Below are 22,846 nucleotides of genomic sequence, written 5' to 3'. Positions count from 1 at the left end.
ATCCGATTGATCGGCGGCCTCATTCGCGGACATAGATGACCTCCATGTCGTGGTCGTCGTCGTCGTCACCCCAGTCTTCTTCTTCATCCCAGGTTTCATCCAGACCGGCTTGCGCGCGCATGGTGTTGAGCAAGGATTCAAAGTCGATCGGAATCGGCGAGCGCCAGGTCATGGTTTTGCCGGTCACCGGATGCACCAGGCTGAGCTTGCGTGCATGCAAAGCCTGACGATCAAAGTCTTCCAGCGCCAGCATGATCTCAGGCTCCAGCCGCTTGGCACGACCGCTGTAGACCGGGTCTGCGGCGAGCGGATGGCCGATATGCGCCATGTGCACGCGAATCTGATGAGTGCGGCCGGTTTCCAGACGGCACTCAACCAGCGTGAAGCCATCAAATTTTTCCAGCACCCGGTAGTGAGTCACCGCGTGCTTGCCTGTCCCAACCACCGCCATGCGGATACGCTCACGCGGATGCCGCCCGATAGGCGCATCTACCGTACCATCACGCTTGACCAGACCCTGGGCAATGGCGAGGTAATGGCGCTTGACCGTGTGCGCTTGCAACTGCTTGACCAGATGGTTTTGCGCGGGCAGGGTACGCGCTACCACCATCAAGCCGCTGGTGTCTTTGTCCAGACGGTGTACGATGCCGGCGCGGGGAACGGTTTTAAGCTCCGGATAGGCGTGTAACAGTCCATTAAGCAAAGTGCCGGACCAGTTGCCGCTACCAGGATGAACAACCAGCCCGGCCGGTTTGTCGATAACGAGGATGGCTTCATCTTCGTAAATTACGTCCAGCGGGATATTCTCTGGCTGGAAGGCGACTTCTTCCGGATCAGGCTGGATATCCACCCGCAAGGTTTCGCCGCCCCATAGTTTGGTCTTTGGGGAGGCAGGTTTGTCATCGACAGTGACAAGGCCGTCTTTCACCCATCCGGCCAGCCGGTTGCGTGAATAGTCGGGTAACAATTGCGCCAGCGCGGCGTCCAGACGTGAGCCAGCACATTCAGCGGGCACAGTGAGGATACGCGGCTGCGCGAAATCGCTATAATCGTCGGGTTCTAATTCAGGATTCATCATGAACAAGATTTTACCGCGAATCGCAGCATTCGCTGTGGCCGGTTTTTTACTGGCCGGTTGCGCATCGACGCCGGACGAGCAAGACGAGACCAAGGGCTGGTCGGCTGAGAAGATCTACAACGAAGCGAAAAGCGAACAAACCAGCAAAAACTGGGAAAAATCGACCAAGCTGTTCGAAGCACTGGAAGCTCGTTACCCTTATGGCCGCTTTGCCCAGCAAGCGTTGCTGGAAGAGGCTTTTAACCAGTACAAGAATATTGACGCGCAGTTGGCACTGGCTACGCTGGACCGGTTCATGAAGCAGTATCCGTCTCATCCGAGTATGGATTACGCGCTGTATCTGAAGGGTCTGGTCAACTTTAATGAGAACCAGGGCTTTTTGTCGGCATTGGCCAAGCAGGACATGTCCGAGCGTGACCCAAAGTCGGCGCGTGACTCGTTCGATGCCTTCAAACAGTTGGTTGATCGCTTCCCGGATAGCAAATACGCCGAGGATTCCCGCACGCGGATGGGGTATCTGATCGGGGCGCTAGCTAACCATGAGCTGTTTGTAGCCAAATACTACTACCGCCGTGGTGCATATCTGGCTGCTGCCAATCGCGGCAAGGGGCTGCTGGAATCATTCAGCAACACCAAGCAGGTGGAACCAGCGTTGGGCATCATGGTGCGTTCGTACGACAAGCTGGGCCTGACCCAACTGCGTGACGATGCCAAGCGCGTGCTGCTGCAGAACTACCCGAACACCGTGGTGTTGCAGGATAGCTATTGGGAAACCGGCTCCTGGTGGGCGCTCTGGTAATAAATATTTAAAAAAAATGCGCATTAGGGGTTTACAGGTTTAGATTCATCTCCTACAATGCGCATCTCTTTCGGGGCTATAGCTCAGCTGGGAGAGCGCTTGCATGGCATGCAAGAGGTCAGCGGTTCGATCCCGCTTAGCTCCACCAAAACAATGCGGCTGCTCAGGAATGCAGTAACTCTTGAGTAGCCGCATAAATGTTTAGACGTCCCCATCGTCTAGAGGCCTAGGACACCGCCCTTTCACGGCGACGACCGGGGTTCGACTCCCCGTGGGGACGCCACCATTCCCAGTGGTGTTGGTAGTAAAGTTGTTGGCAGGTCTGTTGTTAGTTGTGAAGTTACAGTGCGCCCGTAGCTCAGTTGGATAGAGTATCTGGCTACGAACCAGAGGGTCGGGCGTTCGAATCGCTCCGGGCGCACCATTTCTTCTTGCTAATCCAAAACCGAAAACACACGCAGTTCAGTTTCATCCTTGTCCCCATCGTCTAGAGGCCTAGGACACCGCCCTTTCACGGCGACGACCGGGGTTCGACTCCCCGTGGGGACGCCAGAATTCATGGCATCGCAAGTTCAGCGTACGCTGGTATGACTTGCGGTCCGCAGCAAAACAAAAACAATCTCCGGATTGCGTTGTTACAATTAGAGTTGGTCGAAGTACTTAAATAAAGCGCCTGGTGCAGACCAAGCGCTTTTTTGTTTTTGGCCGCTGGTACAAGAATTGGCTTTCTCTCATTGAGACTGCGCCACGTAAGCAAGCCCCATTCAAACGCAAACGCCCGAAGGAGTTTTCTTCGGGCGTTTGCGTTGTGGGAAACGGACATAAATTTTTACAAGTTGCTATGTGAAGCTTCTGTTTCCGATTTGTTGCAGCGGCAATGCGTTAAACGAATATAAATATCCGTTTAACGCATAACTTTTTATCTGGTTTACAGAATAAAAAAAAGTTCATGTAAGTGTGTTGTATCAGAACGTAGCGTCACGCTTTCTTCATGTTCGCTCCCTAGGATTGCCCCGTTTTTCAAAGACCGACTGCATTGGCAGTCAAGCCACTGCGCCGGTCACACAAAACGAAATCATCCTCGGGAGGTTCCAGTGTCAACGCTCCAACATATCAGTCTGACTTCATCCCTTACCGCGATTGCCGCCGCCTGTGTACTGGCCGGCTGTGGTGGTGGCGATTCCAGCTCCAGCTCCACTACGCCTACGCCGACTCCTGCCCCGACAGCCGCCATGCTGCACGGTGTGGTAAACAGCAGTTTGCTGGTTTCCGGCAGCGCAACTACCCCGACCATTCAGGCCGGCTATTACCAAGGCGCCACCGTTTGTTATGACAGCAACAACAACGGTATTTGCGACGCCAGCGAAAACCCGGTAACGACCGACAGCACGGGCCACTTCGCCCTGCCAATGGCCGGCATGGGCGCGATCATTGCCGATGTCAGCGCCACAGCTGTCAACACTGCCAATAGCAAGGCCACGGGCAGCCACATCATTCTTCGCGCTTCGGCTGCGCAAGTGACCGAGCAATCCACCGGTACCGTGGTGGTAAGCCCGATGTCCAGCGAAATCCAGCGCATGGTGGAAGCCAACAGCACCGACTACCAGACCGAGAAAGCCAATCTGGCGACACGTGTTGGCGTTACCGCAGCCCAACTGTTGTCTGACGTCACCACTGTGACTGGCACTGCCCAGACTGCGCTGCTGCAAGAAGCCAACGCGCTGTACAACCGCTTTGCCTACGCCACCAAGAAGTTCGATAGCAAAGAACTGTATCCGGATGCCCTGGCGGTAGCTGGTGGTGATCCTGAGCTGACGGGTCTGGCGCACGTAACGCCCGCAACAGCGACCACTGCCGATACCCGGACGCCGATCACTTTCCTGCAGGCGCAGCAAGCAGCCTTCAATGTGGAAGGCATCCCGCGTTACGACAGCGTGTTTATCGTGATGCTGGAAAACAAAGGCACCACCACGATCCTGGGCTCGGCATACGCACCCAAGATCAATGCCTATCTGCAAGCCGGCAACCAGTTCACCAGCTACTTTGCAACGGGCAACCCGAGCGAGCCGAACTACACCGCACTGGGCGGCGCTGATGACTTCGGTATTAGCGACGACAGCCAATGGAACTGCGATGCAACCGGCGCTAACGCCGTGCAGGATCTGCCGCTGCCGGATAATACCCAACCAGGTCTGGCTTCCTCGCCGTTTACCACTACCTGTACCCAGACTGCCGCGGTTAATCACAATATCGTGGGCAAGCCGAATCTGTTCAATGCGCTGACCGCCAAGGGTCTGCAGTGGCGCACTTACAGCGAGTCGATGAACCCGGGTCAGGACTTCCGGACTGACGGCGTGGCCGATGCTGCTGTGACCGCAACGGATAACGTCTACGCGCCGGGCACGCTGGGTGGCAATGCCACGCAAATCGGTACACCGGGTCTGGTGCTGCCAATGCCGGCTGGTTTGTACAAAACCAAACACCACCCGGGCATGGCTTATCAGAACGTGCGTAGCGCGCCGGAATGGAAATTCAGCAACCGCACGCTGGGTGGCGGGCAGTGGGATGCCAATTTGCTCAACGGCAAAAAATATGCCGTGCCAGCCAACTACGTAGTCGATCAGTTCGGTGCCGATTTGCAGTCCGGCGCAGTGGGCCAGATCAACTTCATCATGCCGGACCAGTGTGATGACATGCACTCGATCAGCGTGCCAGGTACGCCAAGTGGTACGGCCAGCGATTGCAGCAGCGGCAATAACATCATCACCCGTGGCGATAACTATGTAGATGCACTGGTGAAGAAGATTCAAGCCTCGCCGCTGTGGGCTAATCGTCAGAAACGGGTAGCGATTGTGCTGATGTTTGATGAAGGCACGGCAACCTCCGGCTTTAACTCTTGCTGCGGCTGGAACGTTTCCAACAGCACCGTTGCCACTCCGCTCAAGCAAAACGCCGATGGCACCTGGTCGCAAGACACCTCCGTCAATAACTACGCCAAGGGCAATCGCGGTCATGGCGAAAGTATTTTCGCGGTGTTGACCAACCAGCCAAACGCACCGAAGGGGATCAAGGATAGCGATCCGTACAGCCACTTCTCCTTCGTACGCACGTTGCAAGACATGTTCCAGCTGGCTGATCCGGCCAATGATGCTTCGTACATGAACCGCTCCAAGTACACCGAGAAGTTCATCGCGAACAACATCCTGAATTTGCCGGAATACGCAGGCAGCGCAGACACCCACTTCGATTCGGTTCGTCCAATGAATCATGCCTACGTGATTCCAGCCACCTACACGCAGAAACAGTCGTCGGACACCCAGACACTGACTCCGCAAGTAGGTCCGGATGCCACCCAGGCCGGTGTGTGGGCGGTGAAATAACAGCGCGTCATCTCATCACGGGCTGAATACCGCCCGTAGCAAAACGGGGAGACCATGAATGGTTTCCCCGGATTTATTGTCACCAGCGCGGGCTGGCGAAGACCAGTCCCGCAGGTGCAACCGAGGTTCTGAAAATGCGAGAGTATTTCCGGTTAGCGCTGTGTGTTTTACCGCTGATCGTCGCCGCATGTGGCGGCGGTAGTGGCAACGACAGCTCTGCCAATGTGACGACACCAACGCCTACGCCTACGCCCACACCAACGCCAACCAGTGCACCGAGCCCCAGTTCGGCCTCGGCACCGTTGAGCCTGGCGGCACAAGTGGGTGACAAACTGTTCTTTGATGCAACGCTGTCCGGTTCGGGCAAGATGGCCTGCGCCACCTGCCACGATCCCAATTATGCTTATGGCCCGCCCAACAATCTGGCGGTGCAGCTTGGTGGCAGTGATCTGCTGCAAGCGGGTACTCGTGCGGTGCCGTCATTGCGCTACAAAGACAATATTCCCCCGTATGCCGATCTGCTGGACAACCCGGACGGCGTGAGCGTGCCCGGTCCTGGCGGTGGTTTGACGTGGGACGGCCGCGCAGCAACGTTGGCGGATCAGACCAGCATACCGCTGTTGTCCGCCAACGAAATGGCCAACGCGTCACCGGCTGATGTGGTCGCCAAAGTCAAAGCGGCAGCCTATGCCCCGCTGTTCTTGCAGGCGTTTGGTGCCAATGCCTTTGCCGATACCAATGCCGCGTTTGCCAATATCCGGGCAGCGTTGCAGGCCTATCAACTGGAAGACGTGAGTTTTCATCCGTATTCCAGCAAGTTCGATTTGTGGGCGGGTAACAAGATTGGTGGCGCGCTGAGCGCAGCCGAATTGCGTGGTCTGCAAGTGTTCACCGACGCCGGTACCGGCAACTGTGCATCATGCCATTACCAGGGCGCAGGGTTGAATGGCAGCAGCGCGCTGTTTACCGATTTCTCTTATGAAGGCATCAGCCTGCCGCGCAATATGGCGATCCCGGCCAATCAGGACCCGAATTATTCTGATATGGGTATCTGCGGCCCGTTGCGCACCGATCACCTGCCCACAGCACCCGGCGCGGCCAACGCGTTTTGCGGTTTGTTCAAAGCGCCAACACTGCGCAATGTGGCAACGCGCGGGTCGTTCTTCCATAACGGTGTGATCCATACGCTGAATCAGGTCGTGCGCTTTTACAATACGCGCGATACCAATCCGGAAATCTGGTACCCCACCGTCGGCGGCACGCCCAAAGCCACGCCAGACGCCAACTTCCCGACTTATGGCCTGATTACCACGCAATACACCGGCGGCACCGTGCAGAAGTACAACGATCTGCCGACGGCGTATCACGTGAATATCGACACGCAAATGCCGCTGGATGGCCGCGCCGCGGGTTCCACGCCACCCATGACCGAGGCACAGATGTCGGACTTGATCTGCTTCCTGAACACCTTGACCGACGGCTACAAGCCACCGGCCAATGCACCAACCTCCGGCACCTGCGTGAACTAGTCATCTAGTTCAGAACTGGAAGTCGGGAAAACTGCAAAAACCGGCCGCTCATTCAGCTCTCGTAGTTCAGGGAAATGAATGAGCGGCACCGGATAACTGAACATGATCACTGCCATGAAAGTGAAAACAATGAATCTGAAACCACTGAGCAAAGCGCTAATCAGTCTGGCCACGCTAACCGGCATGCTGACCTTGGCCGCGTGCAACAACAAGCAATCGACCGAACCCACTGCCGAGACGTTCAGCAAAGGCATGCAAGCATATCTGGCGCAGAAAGGGCACCTGTGCCTGGCCAAATACACCTGGCCCGTTGAGGTGACTCAGGCTGAGTTTGCAATTGGCGGACGCAATGCCCTGCAAATGCCGGTGCTGCAAAAACTGGGACTGGTCAGTGCGTCGGATGTAACCATCAAATACACCGGTGAGGATAAATCCGGCGTCTTGCCGGGCAAGCGTTATTCGCTCACGCCAGAAGGGCAGAAGTATTTTCTGAAGCAAGACATGATCAGCCAGACATCTGATGGCAGCAAAGTGACGCATCACGGCGATTTCTGCGCGGCGACATTAAGCCTGAACCAGATCGTCGGTTGGGAGCCACCGCGTGACGACAATGGCCGCAAAACCACTGCGGTGACCTACACCTACAAGATTGATCCGGCCCCGTGGGCGCGTGATCCGGAGGCGCAGCGGGTGTTCCCCATGGTGGCGCGGTTGATTGCCGGTGACGGACAGATGCAGCTGAAAGAGGCGTTCACCCTGACCGACAAAGGCTGGATCGCTAACGATCTGATGTAATCGACGACGGCGCGCGCATGCCAGTTACGCTGGCTGGCGCGCAAACCGGGTTGGGTCAGCCCTCAGGCCATGACCGCCGAGCGCGGCACGAATTTGCGCTCCCGAATCCACTTGGTCGCCACCCACTTTTCGCCCTTGAGCACCGGGCCGCCGGCATGCAGTGATGCCGGATCGGTCTGGCCGTGGCGATTGCAGTATTCAAAATAGATGGCGTTGCCTTGCTGCGGCGAGATTGACCAGCCTACTTGCGGGAAGGTGGTTTCGCCGCCTGCCAGCACATCGTTCAGGTAGATCACCAGCGTGCTGATGCGCTGGCCGCTGCGGGCAATCGATTCGCTGTTGGCGACATTGGTCGGCTGCAGAAAGTCAAAATGCGGCGTGCTACCCGCGCCGGCCGGGTAATGCAGAATCTGGAATCCCTCGCCGTTTTCCACCGGCAAACCAGTCAGGGCCGCCACGCGCCGATCCAGCTTTTCCAGCAAGGGCGTTTCCAGCAACCGGAAAAACATGCCTTCGCTGCTGCGGTGATCGGCCACCACATCTTTGCCGGTTGCCGGATCGACCACGGTGGATGGCCGTAAACGCGGGCGTGCCAGTTCAATTAGTTGTTCGCATTCGCGAATGCTGATCACATTACCCAGTAACGCCGCAGTTGGTTCTTCCATGCGCGCAAGCACGTGGATATCGCGATCAACGCAATGCAGTACCGATCCCCCGCGTAACCGACTCGGATCAGCCACATAGCTAACAGCAGGCTCGTACAGCACGAGTTGTCCGTCAGGCAGCGGCGAACGTGTGGTCAAGGCATGAGCCACACTGGCCACCATGGCTTGCGCCAGGTCTGGCGAAACATTGTTGGTGCGCAGTTCGGCCACGACATCGGGCACAGTACAGCCGCGCTGCAGGTTACTGACAATCCAGTCACGCACTGGATTAGGGAAGGGCACGGTAACGCTCATCTGACGCAGTTCCTGGCAAACGTGGGCTGACTGAATGCCAGCTAACGCCAGGATGCACGCCAGCGGCGCGACCATTGTATGAAGACTTTATGACAATGATGAGAACACGCCGCAGGGCTGATCAGCGACGATCAGCGATTCTTGTAAGCGCAAAAACCAGGGCGCGGGCCGATTTTTGGATGGTTGCGACAGGTATTCGGGCGCTTGTCGTAAATGGTGCAAAGGCGGCTTTCGGCATCCAGATAAATGCAATCTCCGCTGGCGCGTTGAGCCAGCGTGAACACTTCATGCTTGAAGTTGAAATGCGCCACAATCCGCGCTTTTTCCAGGCGCTTGGCAATGCTCTTGGGCGCTTCATGCTCCGCTTCAAACGCATCAACCACGCCCATGCGTACCAGATCCGGCAGCTTCACCTCGACTGGCATGGTGCAACAGGCGGATTGGCAATCCACACACATGGCCTGGCGAAAGCGGGCCCAGGTGTCCAGGTTTTCCAGGGTTGAGACGTGGATGAGTTTTTTGTACGGGGCGGCGGCCATTTCAGATCACATTTAAATTTCAAGCAAATTCAAGGTATTAGCAGGCTAATACGCAACAAGGGCGACACAATACCACCGGTGCGGGTTTTGTGCTTGTCCAATGCACATGGTGGCTGGTGGACGGCGACAACGCAGAAATGTAGCCCGGATGAAGCGTGAGCGAGAATCCGGGGGCAATGTTTGCCAAAATCAAAATCACATTGGGTGGCTTGTTGACGCGTTGCCACCCCGGATTCTCACTGCCCCGCTGCAACTGTCAAATGCAATATCCAGGGGCATTGTGGGGCACCCTCAAGGAGTGGGTTCCACCCGGGCTACGGGGCGAAACAAAAACGGGAAGCCGTAGCTTCCCGTTTTTGTTTCCGCTGACTAATCCAGCTTAACGTGTCACTGGCTTGTAGCGAATCCGCTTTGGCTTGGCGCCTTCTTCACCCAGACGTTTGCGTTTGTCGGCTTCGTATTCTTGATAGTTGCCGTCAAAGAAGGTCCACTGAGAGTCGCCTTCCGCCGCCAGAATGTGCGTGGCGATCCGGTCAAGGAACCAGCGATCGTGGGAGATCACAAACGCGGTGCCGGCAAATTCCAGCAGGGCGTCTTCCAGCGCGCGCAGGGTTTCCACGTCCAGATCGTTAGACGGCTCATCCAGCAGCAGCACGTTGCCGCCTTTCAGCAGCGTTTTAGCCAGATGCAGACGGCCACGCTCACCACCAGACAGGTTGCCGATCATCTTTTGCTGATCGCCACCCTTGAAGTTAAAGCGGCCCAAGTACGCACGGCTGCTCATTTCAAATTTGCCCACGGTCAGCAAATCCGCACCGCCAGACACATCGTCAAACACGGTTTTTTCGTTGTCCAGGCCTTCACGGCTTTGTTCAACGAACGCCATTTGCACGGTGGAACCGATATCGACTTCACCGCTATCCGGTTGTTCTTTACCGGCGATCATCTTGAACAGCGTGGATTTACCGGCACCGTTCGGGCCGATAATGCCGACGATGGCACCCGCCGGGGCGTTGAAGGTGAGGTTGTCGATCAGCAGGCGGTCGCCAAAGGCTTTGGACACACCCTTGAACTCGATAACTTTGTCGCCCAGACGTTCCGCGACCGGAATGAAAATTTCCTGGGTTTCGTTGCGCTTTTGGTGTTCAAAGCTGGACAGTTCTTCAAAGCGGGCGATACGCGCCTTGGATTTGGCCTGACGACCCTTGGGGTTCTGGCGCACCCATTCCAGCTCTTGCTTCATGGCTTTGATGCGGGCGCCTTCTTGCTTGGATTCGGTTTCCAGGCGCGCTTCTTTTTGCTCCAGCCAGCTGGAGTAATTGCCCTTCCATGGAATGCCATGGCCGCGGTCCAGTTCCAGAATCCACTCGGCAGCGTTATCGAGGAAGTAGCGATCGTGGGTAACGGCCACCACGGTGCCAGGGAAGCGTACCAGGAACTGCTCCAGCCATTCCACCGATTCTGCATCCAGGTGGTTGGTTGGTTCGTCTAGCAGCAGCATGTCGGGCTTGGACAGCAGCAATTTACACAGTGCCACGCGACGCTTTTCACCGCCGGAGAGGTTGCCGATCTTGGCATCCCACGCTGGCAGGCGCAGCGCGTCAGCGGCCAGTTCCAGTTGCAATGCGGTATTGTCGCCAGCACCGGCGGAGATAATGGCTTCCAGTTGCGCTTGTTCTTCGGCCAGTTTGTCGAAGTCAGCATCGGGTTCAGCGTATTCGGCGTAGACCTCTTCCAGCCGCTTTTGCGCAGCCATCACTTCGCCCATGCCGCCTTCGACTTCTTCGCGCACGGTGGCGTTGTCATCCAGCTTGGGTTCTTGTTCCAGATAGCCAATCTTCACACCGGCCAGATGCTGTACTTCGCCGTCGAATTCTTTGTCGGCACCAGCCATGATCCGCAAGACGGTAGATTTACCCGAGCCGTTCAGACCGAGCAGGCCGATCTTGGCACCCGGGAAAAAGCTCAAGGAAATGTCCTTGATGATCTGGCGTTTGGGCGGAACGATTTTGCTCACGCGGAGCATGGACATTACATATTGGGCCACGGCGAATTACTCGGCTGATCGGAAATGCCGCAAGTTTAACAAACGCGGGGCCAGGCACGAAGCCGAACTACGGTTTTACTTTGAAAAGAGCCGGGCGGCATGGTCTGGTTTGCTGACAACTCCAAATGGCAGGCAAAAGAAAACCGGCTGATGACGCCGGTTTTCTGGATTGAATCTGGAGGTGCGATCGACTACGTGCTTTCAATTGCTCGCCAGTGTCCAACGTTGAGGCATTTACCCTGGCGTGGCGAACGCACGCAAATTACATGCCTTTGCTGGCTGTTCCGTTGGGTTGATCATGCGGATGCACATGCATATGAGGCAGATAGGTCCCAGTGGCGTTACCCCAGCCTTCTTCCGCTTGAGCAAAGCTGGCGATGCCCAGTAGAGACAATGCGAATACTGCAGTGATGAGCTTCTTCATTTCAATTACTCCCGACTAGATATATGTACTTTGCCGAGAACCAGAAAACGGCTTCGGCTGATGCAGCGTGTTGTTCATGAACCTGTTCGTAAAGAGCAAAGCCTTACCGCCACCGAGTTGCTGGTAGCTGTCGTTTAGAGGGAGTTGAAACGGGTTGGTTTTATGTAAATGGCATTTACTAGACGAACGGTCGGTCTTGTCTTTTGAAATAATCAATACTTGACGTTTTTATGACCGGCCATGAAAAAGCCGACCCGCAGGTCGGCTTGAAACAGCAAAAGTGGGCGAGCGGTGATGGCCGTTGGCTACGGTGGTCAAATCACTTCCAGCATCCCCATCATGCCGCGATCTTCATGTTCCAGAATATGGCAGTGAAACATCCTTTTACCGCGCTGATGTTGCACTGTATGGATCACCACCGTTTCACCGGGACGCGTGTTGACGGTATCGCGCCAGGCCAAAAAGGGCTCCGGCACGATTTTGCCCTCAATGCTGCGGCTGACCACCTGAAACTGGGTGCCATGCAAATGAAAAGGGTGATCCATGTCTGAATCATTCACCAGCGACCAGGCTTCAACCGCGTTGCGCTGGCTGCTTAGATCAACTCGCTGCATATCAAACCGCTTGCCGTTGATGAGCGGAATCATCTGATGCACCCCGCCATCCATGCTCATTTGCTCGCTGAAGCGGACTTCTTTGCGGGCCACCGGTGTGGTCAATGGGGCAATGTCGCGCAAGCGGGTGGGTAATGGCGCAGCCTTTGCGCCATCGAACAAAACCTTGGCCAAAGTCAGTGTTTGTTCGATGGCGACATCGCCCATTTTGCCGCGGTCATAAGGAGTTGCTTGCAGCGTGACTGCACCAGCAGCACCGCTCACCACAATCTGCGCGCGCTCGCCTGGCGACAGCAATAGTTCGGTGACTGTTCTTGGCTGAGCAAGCAAACCGCCGTCACTGCCCACCAACTGGAACGGCCGACCTGCCAGTGACAAACGCAGATACCGGGCATTGCAGGCGTTCCACAAGCGCCAATGCTGCGCGCCGTTCAGGTTAATGACTGGCTGATGGGCGCCGTTGACCAGCACAAACTGGCCTTCGCGCCCATTCATCCAGTCCATCTCCGAATTACCGGCAATGCGGCCATCAGTGGCCAGTTTCAGATCGGAGAACAACAGATGCTGTTCAGCCAGGTTGGCTAGCGGGTCGGCCTTGGCTCGCACGATCAGCGCGCCAGCCAGACCCATCCACGCCTGCTCGGCCGTATAACCATGCGGATGCGGGTGATACCAGTAGGTTCCGGCAGTCCCAAGTGGCAAGGTAAAGCGATACAGCCGCTCGCCACCGGGCGGCACTTCTTCGCCCGGATTACCATCCTGGTCGGGCGGCACTGGCAGGCCATGCCAGTGAACGGTGGTGGGTTGAGCCAGCTGATTCACCAGGCGGATTTCCAGCGTGTCACCTTCCATGACCTCAATCAGCGGGCCGGGCAACTGACCGTTATAAGCCCAGGCGGTAGTACTCAAGCCGGGTTTGAATTGCACCTCGACGGGCCGGGCAGTTAGCGTGGCTTTGAATAAACCGGCTTGCGTGGCTTGATTGGGCAGTATGCGCAAGGCGGGCAGGGTGCTGCCAACGGGTAGATCGCTCACCGGTAACAGTGCATCGGCAGCGGTGGCAGCTGGCATTGCCATGCCTGGCATCGAGGCGGTCATTGTCATTGTGTGAGAGGCCGACTGTGCAAAGGCTTCGCGGCCTACAGCCAGGCTTGCTAGAGCGGCACTGCCGTAGCGCATAAAAGAACGACGATCCATAGGCTTTGCTCCAGAGCGGCGGGTCTTTTTTACATCGGCGCTAACAGCGCCAGGCCCGCCGCATGCAATGGTCAGGATAGATGCTGGTTTAAATGCCGGCTCAGAACTTGCCGAACACCGGCAGCGCACCGTCGGCCTTGCCGTTGAGTGCATACACAGTCAGCGTGCCGGCTTTTTCCGTCCCCATGCCTGGCGAGTTCATTGGCATGCCAGGTACGGCAATTCCCGCGATGACAGGTTTGGTTTTGAGCAATTTGCTGATTGCGGCGACGGGAACATGCCCTTCTACCGTGTATTTACCGATGCGCATGGTGTGGCAACTGGCCGCGTTGGCCGAGCCCCATTGTTTGCGGATTTGCTCCATATCGGTACGGTCTTCGGCTTTGACCTCAAACCCGTGGGTTTTCAGGTAAGCGATATAGGCCTCGCAGCAGCTGCAGCCGGCATTTTTGTAAAGCGTAACCGGAATGGCGGCTTGTGCGGCGCTGGCCAGCAGCAAGGTAAGGGTGGCAAAAATACTGAAAATACGTTGCATGAGCGATAGCTCCATAGGCGTCGGCTGTGCTGAGGTAGTTTGGTTCAGCAAACAGCCGGATATGATCGAACAAGACAGACGCACACGCGGCAAGGGCCGCAAGTGAGTCATAGCTAGAACCGGGAGTCGATCAGACGCTGGAGCGGGGTGGGGGTAACGGCGGGCGGCTATCGCGCGAGGCGGGAACAGGGGGTATGCGTGAACTCAAGACGCTGGTCAGCCCATGTGTGGGTGGCAGTTGCTGGCTAGCGGCAGGTACGGCCTGGTGCATGGAACAGACTGGGCTATCGCAGCAGTGATCGACCGCATGGGCTGCCGTCACTTGCGGCGCGGAGTCATGACAGGTGTTGGGTGCTGCATCCATTTTGGGGTGGGCGCAATGTGTCGCCTCCATTGTGGAGACTGGCATTGCTTGCGGCGTGACTATGCCGGCGGATGCAAAGGTCGCCAGCAATAGACAGAAAATCAACAAGCCAATGCGCCACATGCCGTGATGCCATCGCCAGAAATCGGGAGCTGCAAATCTATACCCCCGGATGGTATTGGTAAAGATGGGCGTAACAAATGCCATCGCGTATACAGATACCCCTGCTCCGTATAATATACCCCCAATGGGTATATGAATTAAGGTGACACGCATGGATGTTTCACTGCCAATCAGCGGTATGACTTGCGCAGCATGTGCTGGCCGCATCGAGAAAGTATTGGGGCGGCTGGACGGCGTGACCGCACAGGTGAATCTGGCCAGTGAATCGGCCAATGTCAGCATGACTGGTGAACCCGGTGTCGCGCAGGTGATCGCCTCCATCCGTAAAGCGGGTTATGACGTCAAGGCAGAACAACGCACCCTGGCGCTGTCGGGTATGACGTGCGCCGCCTGCGCTGCGCGAATTGAGAAAGTCCTCAATCGCTTGCCTGGCGTTACGGCCACGGTCAATTTCGCCAGCGAAACAGCGCAAATCGAACAACCTGCCGGATTGCACGACAGCCAGACCTTGGTCGCCGCCGTGCGCAAAGCCGGTTATGACGCCCGTGATATCACCGAACAGAATGAGGACCCGGCGGCCAACAAGGCTGAAGCGTCTTTCTGGCAATGGCTGGCGCCAGCTCTGCTGACGGCGCCACTGCTGGTGGAAATGATTGCCATGTTCAGCGGATCGCATGCAGTGATGATTCCGCGCTCTCTGCAATGGCTGCTGGCAACGCCGGTGCAATTCTGGTTTGGCTGGCGCTTCTATCGCGGTGCCTGGCATACGCTGAAAGGCGGTGGTGCCAATATGGATGTACTGATCGCGCTGGGTACCAGCGTGGCGTATTTCTTTAGCGCGGCGGTGGTGCTGTGGGGATGGCATGACTTGCCGGTTTATTTTGAGGCCAGCGCGGTGGTCATCACGCTGGTGTGCCTTGGCAAATGGCTGGAAGCGCGCGCCAAACACAAAGCCTCGCGTGCGATGAGCGAGCTGATGCAACTGCAACCCAAAACCGCTCGCGTGGAGCGCGATGGCGCGGTGGCCGAAGTAGCGATCAACCAGTTGCGCAACGGCGATGTGATTATCGTGCGCCATGGCGAGGCTGTGCCGGCGGATGGTGAGGTGATTGACGGGCTCGCTGTGATCGACGAAAGCATGCTTACTGGTGAAAGCATCCCGGTAGAAAAACAGGCAGGCAGCAAGGTTTACGCCGCCACGCGCAATCAGGACGGCATGCTGCGCGTTACCGCAACCGGCGTTGGCCAGCACACACAACTGGCTGAGATTGTGCGGCTGGTGGCCGCAGCGCAGGGCTCCAAAGCGCCGATCCAGCGACTGGCCGATCGCATTGCCGCTGTGTTTGTCCCGGCCGTTTTATTGATTGCCTTGCTGACTTTTGCACTGACATGGTGGTGGCTGGGCGGCTTCACTCCGGCCATGGTCAACGCGGTAGCCGTGCTGGTGATTGCCTGCCCCTGCGCCTTGGGACTGGCGACGCCGTCCGCCGTAATGGTTGGCGTTGGCCGTGGCGCGCATCTGGGGCTGTTGTTCCGCAATGCCGCAGCGCTGGAACATGCGGCGCATATCGACACGCTGGTGGTCGACAAGACCGGCACGCTCACCGAAGGTCGGCCACGCGTCCGCAAGATTCTGCCGTTAGCTACTGCTACGGATGGCATGCCACTGGACGAAGCCACCCTGCTGCAGTGGGCCGCGAGTCTGGAAGCCGGTAGTGAGCATCCACTGGCGCGGGCTGTGCTGGATGAAGCAGCCCAACGCGGATTGGCGCTTTTGTCGGTGAGCGGCTTTACGGTGACGCCGGGTCAAGGAGTGCAGGGCAAGCTAGCCAGTGGAGAACAATTGAAAGTGGGGCGAGCGGACTGGGTTGCCACTTCGCCCGCCCAGAACCCAAGTCTTGCGGATATCCAGCCCGACGAATCGCTGATTGGCGTGGGCGAAGATGGGCGACTGCTGGGTGTAATCACCCTGGCCGATCGCTTGCGCGATACTTCGGTCGAAGCGATCAAGGCGCTGCAGCAAGCTGGGGTTGAGGTGATCATGCTGACGGGCGATAACCAGAGCACGGCGCAATGGATCGCCAATGCTGCGGGCATTACGCAAGTACACGCCCAGGTTTTGCCGGGCGACAAAGCCCGGGTGGTCAATGAGCTCAAGGCGCAAGGCAAGCATGTTGCCATGGTCGGTGACGGCATCAACGATGCTCCTGCGCTGGCTGCAGCTGAAGTGAGCTTTGCGATGGGCGCGGGCAGTGATGTGGCGATTGAAGCCGCAGATATCACCTTGATGCGTAACGACTTGCGTGCGGTGGCTCAGGCTGTGGAACTGGCCCGCGCCACTTTGGGCAAGATCAAACAGAATCTGTTTTTTGCGTTTATCTACAACGTGTCAGGCATCCCGCTGGCGGCATTGGGTTTGTTGAATCCCGCAATCGCCGGGGCTGCCATGGCGTTGAGTTCTGTCTCGGTGTTGGGTAACGCGCTGTTGTTGCGGCGCTGGCGCGCAAAGGGCTGACGTCGCGGATTGGCAATATCAGGAATCGAACACGTTGATTAACCGAGCCGTGAGCAGCGGACACATAAAGGAAAAATGAAGATGGAAACCACCACAATCAAAATCGACGGCATCAGTTGCATGGGTTGCGTTAAAACGCTCACCGGCGTTTTGTCGGGCATTGATGGCGTAAACCAGGTCGTGGTCGATAAGGACACCGCCAGTGCTAGCGTGCAATTCGACCCGGCAGTTACCGGGCAAGCCGATTTCAAACAAGCTATTGAGGATGCTGGCTATGACGTCGTCTGACACTTCGGCTTCCGCACCATGTCATGCCTTGCCGGGTGATCCGGAGAAATCTGCGGTGCAGCCGGACAAAAAGCGGCTGGTGGGGCGCTTGAATCGCATTGAGGGTCAGGTGCGCGGCATCGCGCGCATGGTGGAAGAAGACCGTTACTGCGTGGATGTATTGACCCAGATCGCTGCCATTCGCGCCGCGCTTGATGGGGTAGCCATGCACCTGCTGGAAAACCATGCGCACGGTTGCGTAGCGCGAGCAATTGGTGAAGGCCAAGGCGACGATGCCATTGAAGAGTTGATGGATGTGGTCCGCAAACTCAAGGGGTAACGCATGACAACTACAACGGCACTTTGGCTGGTGACCCGTATTATTGCGCTGCCCGCAGACTCGTTGCCCGGTCAGATTGAAACCTTGGCAGGATTGCCGGGCGTGCAGTCGGTGACCCCTGGAAAACGGCGGCTTACGGTGACCTACGACGTGCGCGAGATGCAGTATGGCTCGCTGGTTAATGCCTTGGGCCCGCGCCGCGCCGGTCTGATCTCCCGCATCCGCACCGCTTGGTTCAACAACATGGACCGCAATCTGGCCGATAGCTTGCAGATCAAGGTCGGCGCATGTTGTAACCAGCCGCCGGTTCGACGTTGATCAAATACCGGGAAATTTCCCGGTCATTTTTGGTCAAAATTGTGCGCGGTCTGGCGTAATTCGGGGCCAGGGCAGCGTAGAATCGCGGTTTTCGACGACTGTCTGCTGGTATTTCCGGTTGGCGGTTTTATTGTGGAGTAGCAGGTTTTGGCCGTTTTTTCGCTGGCGCAGTGTCTGGGTTATCTGGTGTTTGCGTTGAGCATCGCCGGATTTTTGCAACGGCAAGATCGCCGTTTCAAGGCATTGATGTCACTCCAGTCGGCCACCTATGCGGTCCACTTCGCGTTGCTGGGCAACCCGGCTGCCATGACCAGTGCCGCCGTTTCAGGTGTGCGCATGTTTGCCTCTATGCGCACTCGCTCGCCGTGGGTTGCCACCGTGTTCGTGCTGCTCAATATTGGTCTGGGACTGTATGTTGGCCACGGCTGGGCCAGCATTGTGCCCATTGTTGGCGGCTGTGTCGGCACCATCGCCGTATTTTTCTTTAGCGGCATTCCGATGCGCTTGCTGATTCTGGGCAGTACCTTGCTGTGGCTGGGCAACGGCATATTGTCTGGTTCGATTGGCGGCGTCATGCTGGAAACCACTTCGGCCACGCTCAATATCATCACCATTGTCCGGCTGTTGCGTGCCCGGCCTGTTGCCGTCCCGGCAACGAGTAGCGTCAGTTAATTCGCCAGTTTTGCCAGCCGTGCCAAGGCGCTATCGATCGTGTCGTCGCGTTTGGCAAAGCAAAACCGCACCAGCCGATCATCCCGGCCATCCCCATAAAATGCTGAAACCGGAATGCTGGCGACGCCATGTTCCAGCGTGAGCCAGCGCGCAAACTCCACATCGCTCAAGTCATCACGGATCGTCGTGAAATCGGCCAGCTGAAAATAAGTGCTTTGGCTGGGCTGCAAGCGGAAACCGACTGCGGTTAAGCCGTTCGCCAGCCGATCCCGTTTGGCCTGATAAAATGCGCTCAATTGCTGCCAATGCACGGGCTGGGCCAGATGGTGCGCCAAAGCATGCTGCATCGGCGTGTTGACCGAAAACACCAGAAACTGATGCACTTTGCGAAATTCTGCGCTCAGCAGCGGCGGGGCCACGCAATAACCCACTTTCCAGCCGGTGGCATGGAAGGTTTTGCCGAACGAATACACCGCAAAGCTGCGAGCGCGCAAAGCCGGGTGCGACAAAACGCTGCGGTGGGTAATGCCGTCGTATACCAGGTGCTCGTAAACCTCATCGGCCAGCACCAGCAAATCATGGTGCTCAACGATGGCGGCAAGTGCATCCAGATCTGAATTACTAAAAACGCTGGTTGCCGGGTTGTTGGGATTATTGACGATGATTAGCCGCGTGCGAGGAGTAACGGCGGCTTCAACAGCAGCCCAATCAATCGCAAATGTTGGTGCGCTCAGATTTAGTCGCACCGGCGTAGCACCTTGGGCGCGAATCGCTGGCGCATAACTGTCGTAAGACGGATCAAGCAAAATGGCTTCGTCACCCGCATGCAACACCGCAGCAATGGCGGTAAACAAGGCCTGAGTTGCTCCGGCGGTGATGGTGATCTCGGTTTCTGGGTCGACCGGTATTTGTTGGCTAGCGAGCAATTTGGCGGCAAGCGCCTGACGCAAAGCTGGCAAACCGGCCATGGGCGCGTATTGGTTGTGTCCGGCCTGCATGGCGCTGGATGCCGCATCCAGCAAGGCTGGCGCGCAAGGAAAGTCTGGAAAGCCTTGGGAGAGATTGATTGCGCCGTGTTCTGCAGCCAGTTGGCTCATGACGGTAAAAATGGTCGTGCCAACGTCAGGCAGCTTGGAAACAAAGCGCATTACGCAAATCCGGTCGAGTTGATTCGATATATTAACCGGATTTGATGTGAGTCATAGTGATAACGAATCGCGCGGGGTGGGCGCCATGCCCGACAGTGCGTGGGGCATGGCTGAGCCAGCATGCTTAACGGTATTCCACCATCAGAATAGCCAGCTTGGGCTGTTGCTTGCCTGCGTCTGTTGGTGCATTAGACGTTACAGGAATGAGCGTTTTCTGCACGACCGGTTGAATGCTCATCCGGGCAGACTGCGCGATGTGTTGATCGCAATGGCCTAGCTGGGCATTTGCCGGTTTGGTGATTTGATCCAGGTTAGAGACCTGGCAGGTATCTTCAACAATCCGGCCCACAAAGTGAATAGTGCCACCGTCGGCGTGTGCTAACGCGGAAAGGGCTGCAACACTGCTGACCATGAGGGCGATTGCTGCCTTTTTACATGTCATTTGCATAATAATCCCTTTTAAATCAATGGTTAATGATGGATATTGCTGAAAGCACGCTCAGAATATTCCTATTTTGTATTTTTTGTTTTGAATCAATTGTGGCGTGTTGCAAAAACCGCAGCGACGATAGAGCGTGTATTTGGGGTGCAATACCATTGGCATTTTTATTGAACGAATTTTCATTATTTATAACTGATGGTTTTATATGTTCTGAGAAACCAAGTGGTTATCAACTGAAAGCCGTTAAACCAGAATGAGGTCTTCTTTCTTTCAAATTGCGTGAGGTACGAATATGAAGATCATCATTATTGGCGCGAGCGGTACGGTAGGTCGGGCTGTGGCTGAGGCTTTGTCACCCCGTCACGACATCATCAAAGTCGGCAAAACACGTGGCGATTTACAGGTAGATGTGGCCGATGCGCAGAGTGTGCGTGACCTGTTTGCTCAAGTGGGCAAGGTGGATGCCATCGTGTCAGTAACGGGCGATCTGTATTTCGGCCCGCTGGCGCAAACCACGCCGGAAGCTTTTCGCAAGGGGATTGATAGCAAATTGATGGGGCAGGTCAATCTGGCGTTGATTGGGCAGCATTTCTTGCTGCCCGGTGGTTCGATCACCCTCACCAGCGGCATTGTCAGTGACGAACCGATTGCGCAGGGCACTAACGCCACCACGGTTAATGCGGCGGTGGAGGGCTTTGCACGCGGCGCCGCGGTGGATGCCTGGGGCAGGTTCCGCATCAACGTAGTTAGCCCGACGCTGTTGACGGAGTCCGCCGAGGCATATGGCCCGTTCTTCCCCGGTTACGAATCGGTGCCTGCCAGCCGGGTGGCTCAGGCTTATGTGCGTAGCGTGGAAGGGCCACAGACTGGCCGGATTTATAAAGTCTGGTAAAGCGCGGTGTTGGGTCGGCCCAATAAAAAACGCCCCGATGTGTCGGGGCGTTTGGGTTGTAAATGACGTTGGGTCAGAGACCCGGCCAGTTACTTTTTCTTCTTCGGAATGTACAAGTCGGTAATCGACCCGTGAGCGATTTCAGCAGCCATGGCCACGGTTTCCGACAGCGTTGGGTGCGCGTGGACGGTACCGGCGATATCGTTGATATCGGCGCCCATTTCATAGGCCAGTACCGCTTCACCCAGCAACTCACCGGCGTTCACGCCAACAATGGCCGCGCCCAGAATCTGGTGGGTTTCCGGGTCGAACAGGATCTTGGTCAGGCCATCATCGCGGCCATTACCCAACGCACGGCCAGACGCCGCCCACGGGAACACGGCCTTCTCGTACGCCACACCGGTCGCTTTTGCTTCGGTTTCGGTCAGACCCATCCATGCCACTTCCGGATCGGTATACGCAATTGATGGAATCGCGCGGTAATCCAGATAGCTCTTCTCCCCTGCGATCACTTCAGCGGCGCATTTGGCTTCGTGCGTAGCTTTGTGGGCCAGCATCGGATTGCCGACGATATCGCCAATGGCAAAGATGTGCGGCACGTTGGTACGGCACTGGTTATCCACCTGGATAAAGCCGCGTTCGTCGATGTTCACGCCCAGGTTCTCGGCACCAATCAGCTTGCCGTTGGGACGGCGACCCACTGCAACGAGAACCTTGTCATATACCTGCGGTTCTTTCGGGGCCCAATCGCCTTCAAATGTGCAGCGCAGACCTTCCGGCGTTTGCTCAACCTGCGTGACCTTGGTGCGAATCATCACTTTGTAGCGCTTGCCGATGCGGTCGGTCAGTACCTTCACCACGTCGCGGTCAGCGCCTGGAATCAGGCCATCGCCCAGTTCCACTACACTGATTTCGGTGCCCAGCGCGCCATATACGCAAGCCATTTCCAGACCGATAATGCCGCCGCCCACCACCAGCATCTTTTTCGGGATGCCTTCGAGCTTGAGCGCACCGGTCGAGGTGATTACGCGTGGATCATCGTACGGGTAGCCAGGAATCTTCAGCGCGGTAGAGCCTGCGGCGATGATGGCGTTCTGGAAGCGGATGGTTTTTACCGAACCATCAGCAGCGGTCACATCCAGCGTGTACGGGCCGGTGAACTTGCCTTCGCCGGTTACCACCTGGACTTTGCGCTGCTTGGCCAGGCCAGTCAGGCCCTTGGTCAAACGGCCAACGACGCTGTCTTTAAAGCCGCGCAGCTTGTCGAGATCGATCTTCGGTGTGCCGAAATCAATACCGTGTTCTTTCATTTCTTCGGCGTCGGTCAAGACCTTGGCCACATGCAGCAGCGCCTTGGACGGGATACAACCTACGTTCAGACACACACCGCCCAGTTGCTCGTAGCGTTCAACCAACACCACTTTCTTGCCCAGATCGGCTGCACGGAACGCGCCGGTGTAGCCGCCCGGGCCAGCGCCCAGCACGACGACTTCGGTTTCGATGACGTCGCCAGCAGTGGCAGTAGCTTGTGCGCCTGCAACCGGCTGCGAGACAGATGAAGCCAGTTGCGGCGAAACTGCCGGTGCGGCTGGAGCTGGTGCGGCGGCTGCAACGCCTGCAGCTTCCAGCGTAATCACCAAACCGCCTTCGGAAATTTTGTCGCCGACTTTGACTGCCACCGAGATGACCTTGCCCGCGTGGGTGGAAGGCACTTCCATGGTGGCTTTGTCGGTTTCCAGAGTGATCAGCGATTGCTCTTTTTCAACAACGTCGCCGACTTTGACGAACACTTCGATGATATCGACGTTGTCATGACCGCCAATATCCGGAACTTTGATTTCTACGGTACTCATTGGGTAACCCTTGTGA

20 protein-coding genes and 4 tRNA genes are annotated in these 22,846 nt (G+C 56.8%); 14 read left to right on the top strand and 10 right to left on the bottom strand.

Annotated elements, in window-relative coordinates; translation table 11 throughout:
- Window positions 1-19 precede the first annotated feature (19 nt).
- The gene (rluD, locus tag P4L78_RS11980) at window positions 20-1,078 is read right to left on the bottom strand and encodes a 23S rRNA pseudouridine(1911/1915/1917) synthase RluD (protein WP_283150175.1); all 1,059 of its coding nucleotides are present in this window, start codon (window positions 1,076-1,078) and stop codon (window positions 20-22) included.
- Between rluD and P4L78_RS11975 the strand changes: the two genes are divergently transcribed.
- The 8 genes from P4L78_RS11975 to P4L78_RS11940 all read left to right on the top strand — a co-directional run bounded on the left by P4L78_RS11975 (window position 1,077) and on the right by P4L78_RS11940 (window position 7,581).
- On the top strand, window positions 1,077-1,877 hold the full coding sequence (locus P4L78_RS11975) for an outer membrane protein assembly factor BamD (RefSeq protein WP_283150174.1): 801 nt from the start codon (window positions 1,077-1,079) through the stop codon (window positions 1,875-1,877). The two genes, rluD and P4L78_RS11975, sit on opposite strands and share 2 nt — an antisense overlap.
- Window positions 1,878-1,949: 72 nt before the next feature.
- Window positions 1,950-2,025 (top strand) — tRNA-Ala (locus P4L78_RS11970).
- Window positions 2,026-2,084: 59 nt separating this feature from the next.
- Window positions 2,085-2,160 (top strand) — tRNA-Glu (locus tag P4L78_RS11965).
- Window positions 2,161-2,224: 64 nt separating this feature from the next.
- Window positions 2,225-2,301 (top strand) — tRNA-Arg (locus P4L78_RS11960).
- Between the two features lie 52 nt (window positions 2,302-2,353).
- Window positions 2,354-2,429 (top strand) — tRNA-Glu (locus tag P4L78_RS11955).
- A gap of 542 nt (window positions 2,430-2,971) precedes the next feature.
- Window positions 2,972-5,257, top strand: coding sequence for an alkaline phosphatase family protein (locus tag P4L78_RS11950; protein WP_309328286.1), 2,286 nt, complete (start codon window positions 2,972-2,974; stop codon window positions 5,255-5,257).
- Window positions 5,258-5,391: 134 nt separating this feature from the next.
- Entirely contained in the window at window positions 5,392-6,786 is a 1,395-nt protein-coding gene (locus tag P4L78_RS11945; RefSeq protein ID WP_309328284.1) for a cytochrome c peroxidase, read from the top strand.
- A 114-nt stretch (window positions 6,787-6,900) separates the two neighbouring features.
- A complete protein-coding gene (locus P4L78_RS11940) occupies window positions 6,901-7,581 on the top strand; it encodes a hypothetical protein (protein ID WP_309328283.1) in 681 nt (226 codons plus the stop codon).
- A gap of 62 nt (window positions 7,582-7,643) precedes the next feature.
- Here the strand turns inward: P4L78_RS11940 and P4L78_RS11935 are convergent, their stop codons facing one another.
- The 6 genes from P4L78_RS11935 to P4L78_RS11910 all read right to left on the bottom strand — a co-directional run bounded on the left by P4L78_RS11935 (window position 7,644) and on the right by P4L78_RS11910 (window position 13,896).
- Window positions 7,644-8,540 carry a 2OG-Fe(II) oxygenase gene (locus tag P4L78_RS11935; RefSeq protein WP_309328281.1) on the bottom strand — a complete coding sequence of 299 codons (897 nt, stop codon included), beginning with the start codon at window positions 8,538-8,540 and terminating at the stop codon, window positions 7,644-7,646.
- A gap of 131 nt (window positions 8,541-8,671) precedes the next feature.
- Window positions 8,672-9,079 (bottom strand): YkgJ family cysteine cluster protein, encoded by a 408-nt coding sequence (locus P4L78_RS11930; protein ID WP_283150169.1) that lies wholly within the window; start codon window positions 9,077-9,079, stop codon window positions 8,672-8,674.
- A 379-nt stretch (window positions 9,080-9,458) separates the two neighbouring features.
- Entirely contained in the window at window positions 9,459-11,111 is a 1,653-nt protein-coding gene (gene ettA / locus P4L78_RS11925) for an energy-dependent translational throttle protein EttA (RefSeq protein WP_283150168.1), read from the bottom strand.
- A gap of 277 nt (window positions 11,112-11,388) precedes the next feature.
- The gene (locus P4L78_RS11920; protein ID WP_283150167.1) at window positions 11,389-11,550 is read right to left on the bottom strand and encodes a hypothetical protein; all 162 of its coding nucleotides are present in this window, start codon (window positions 11,548-11,550) and stop codon (window positions 11,389-11,391) included.
- Window positions 11,551-11,864: 314 nt separating this feature from the next.
- On the bottom strand, window positions 11,865-13,361 hold the full coding sequence (locus P4L78_RS11915) for a multicopper oxidase family protein (RefSeq protein ID WP_309328280.1): 1,497 nt from the start codon (window positions 13,359-13,361) through the stop codon (window positions 11,865-11,867).
- Between the two features lie 100 nt (window positions 13,362-13,461).
- On the bottom strand, window positions 13,462-13,896 hold the full coding sequence (locus P4L78_RS11910; protein WP_283150165.1) for a DUF411 domain-containing protein: 435 nt from the start codon (window positions 13,894-13,896) through the stop codon (window positions 13,462-13,464).
- A 638-nt stretch (window positions 13,897-14,534) separates the two neighbouring features.
- On the opposite strand from P4L78_RS11910, the gene P4L78_RS11905 reads away from it, so the two are divergent.
- From P4L78_RS11905 to P4L78_RS11885, 5 genes are all read left to right on the top strand, one after another.
- Window positions 14,535-16,898, top strand: coding sequence for a heavy metal translocating P-type ATPase (locus P4L78_RS11905; protein ID WP_309328279.1), 2,364 nt, complete (start codon window positions 14,535-14,537; stop codon window positions 16,896-16,898).
- An 81-nt stretch (window positions 16,899-16,979) separates the two neighbouring features.
- The gene (locus P4L78_RS11900; RefSeq protein WP_283150163.1) at window positions 16,980-17,186 is read left to right on the top strand and encodes a heavy-metal-associated domain-containing protein; all 207 of its coding nucleotides are present in this window, start codon (window positions 16,980-16,982) and stop codon (window positions 17,184-17,186) included.
- Window positions 17,173-17,505: a metal-sensitive transcriptional regulator gene (locus P4L78_RS11895; RefSeq protein ID WP_309328278.1), complete on the top strand. Its 333-nt coding sequence runs from the start codon at window positions 17,173-17,175 to the stop codon at window positions 17,503-17,505. Before P4L78_RS11900 ends, P4L78_RS11895 begins: the two co-directional genes overlap by 14 nt.
- Before the next feature lie 3 nt (window positions 17,506-17,508).
- Window positions 17,509-17,823: a heavy-metal-associated domain-containing protein gene (locus P4L78_RS11890; RefSeq protein WP_309328276.1), complete on the top strand. Its 315-nt coding sequence runs from the start codon at window positions 17,509-17,511 to the stop codon at window positions 17,821-17,823.
- Window positions 17,824-17,970: 147 nt separating this feature from the next.
- Window positions 17,971-18,495 carry a YgjV family protein gene (locus P4L78_RS11885; protein WP_309328274.1) on the top strand — a complete coding sequence of 175 codons (525 nt, stop codon included), beginning with the start codon at window positions 17,971-17,973 and terminating at the stop codon, window positions 18,493-18,495.
- Here P4L78_RS11885 and P4L78_RS11880 read toward each other — a convergent pair.
- The gene (locus P4L78_RS11880; RefSeq protein WP_309328273.1) at window positions 18,492-19,643 is read right to left on the bottom strand and encodes a methionine aminotransferase; all 1,152 of its coding nucleotides are present in this window, start codon (window positions 19,641-19,643) and stop codon (window positions 18,492-18,494) included. The genes P4L78_RS11885 and P4L78_RS11880 overlap by 4 nt on opposite strands.
- Window positions 19,644-19,767: 124 nt before the next feature.
- The gene (locus P4L78_RS11875; protein ID WP_283150158.1) at window positions 19,768-20,055 is read right to left on the bottom strand and encodes a hypothetical protein; all 288 of its coding nucleotides are present in this window, start codon (window positions 20,053-20,055) and stop codon (window positions 19,768-19,770) included.
- A 322-nt stretch (window positions 20,056-20,377) separates the two neighbouring features.
- On the opposite strand from P4L78_RS11875, the gene P4L78_RS11870 reads away from it, so the two are divergent.
- Window positions 20,378-20,977 carry a short chain dehydrogenase gene (locus P4L78_RS11870; protein ID WP_309328271.1) on the top strand — a complete coding sequence of 200 codons (600 nt, stop codon included), beginning with the start codon at window positions 20,378-20,380 and terminating at the stop codon, window positions 20,975-20,977.
- 89 nt (window positions 20,978-21,066) lie between these two features.
- Here the strand turns inward: P4L78_RS11870 and lpdA are convergent, their stop codons facing one another.
- On the bottom strand, window positions 21,067-22,830 hold the full coding sequence (gene lpdA / locus P4L78_RS11865; protein WP_309328269.1) for a dihydrolipoyl dehydrogenase: 1,764 nt from the start codon (window positions 22,828-22,830) through the stop codon (window positions 21,067-21,069).
- Window positions 22,831-22,846: the final 16 nt, after the last annotated feature.

Origin of the sequence: Silvimonas sp. (assembly GCF_031291215.1) — a bacterium.
In the GTDB taxonomy this organism is placed as follows: Bacteria; Pseudomonadota; Gammaproteobacteria; order Burkholderiales; family Chitinibacteraceae; genus Silvimonas; species Silvimonas soli.
Note: the sequence above shows the minus strand (reverse complement) of the source record. Positions and strands in the feature narration are given on the sequence as shown.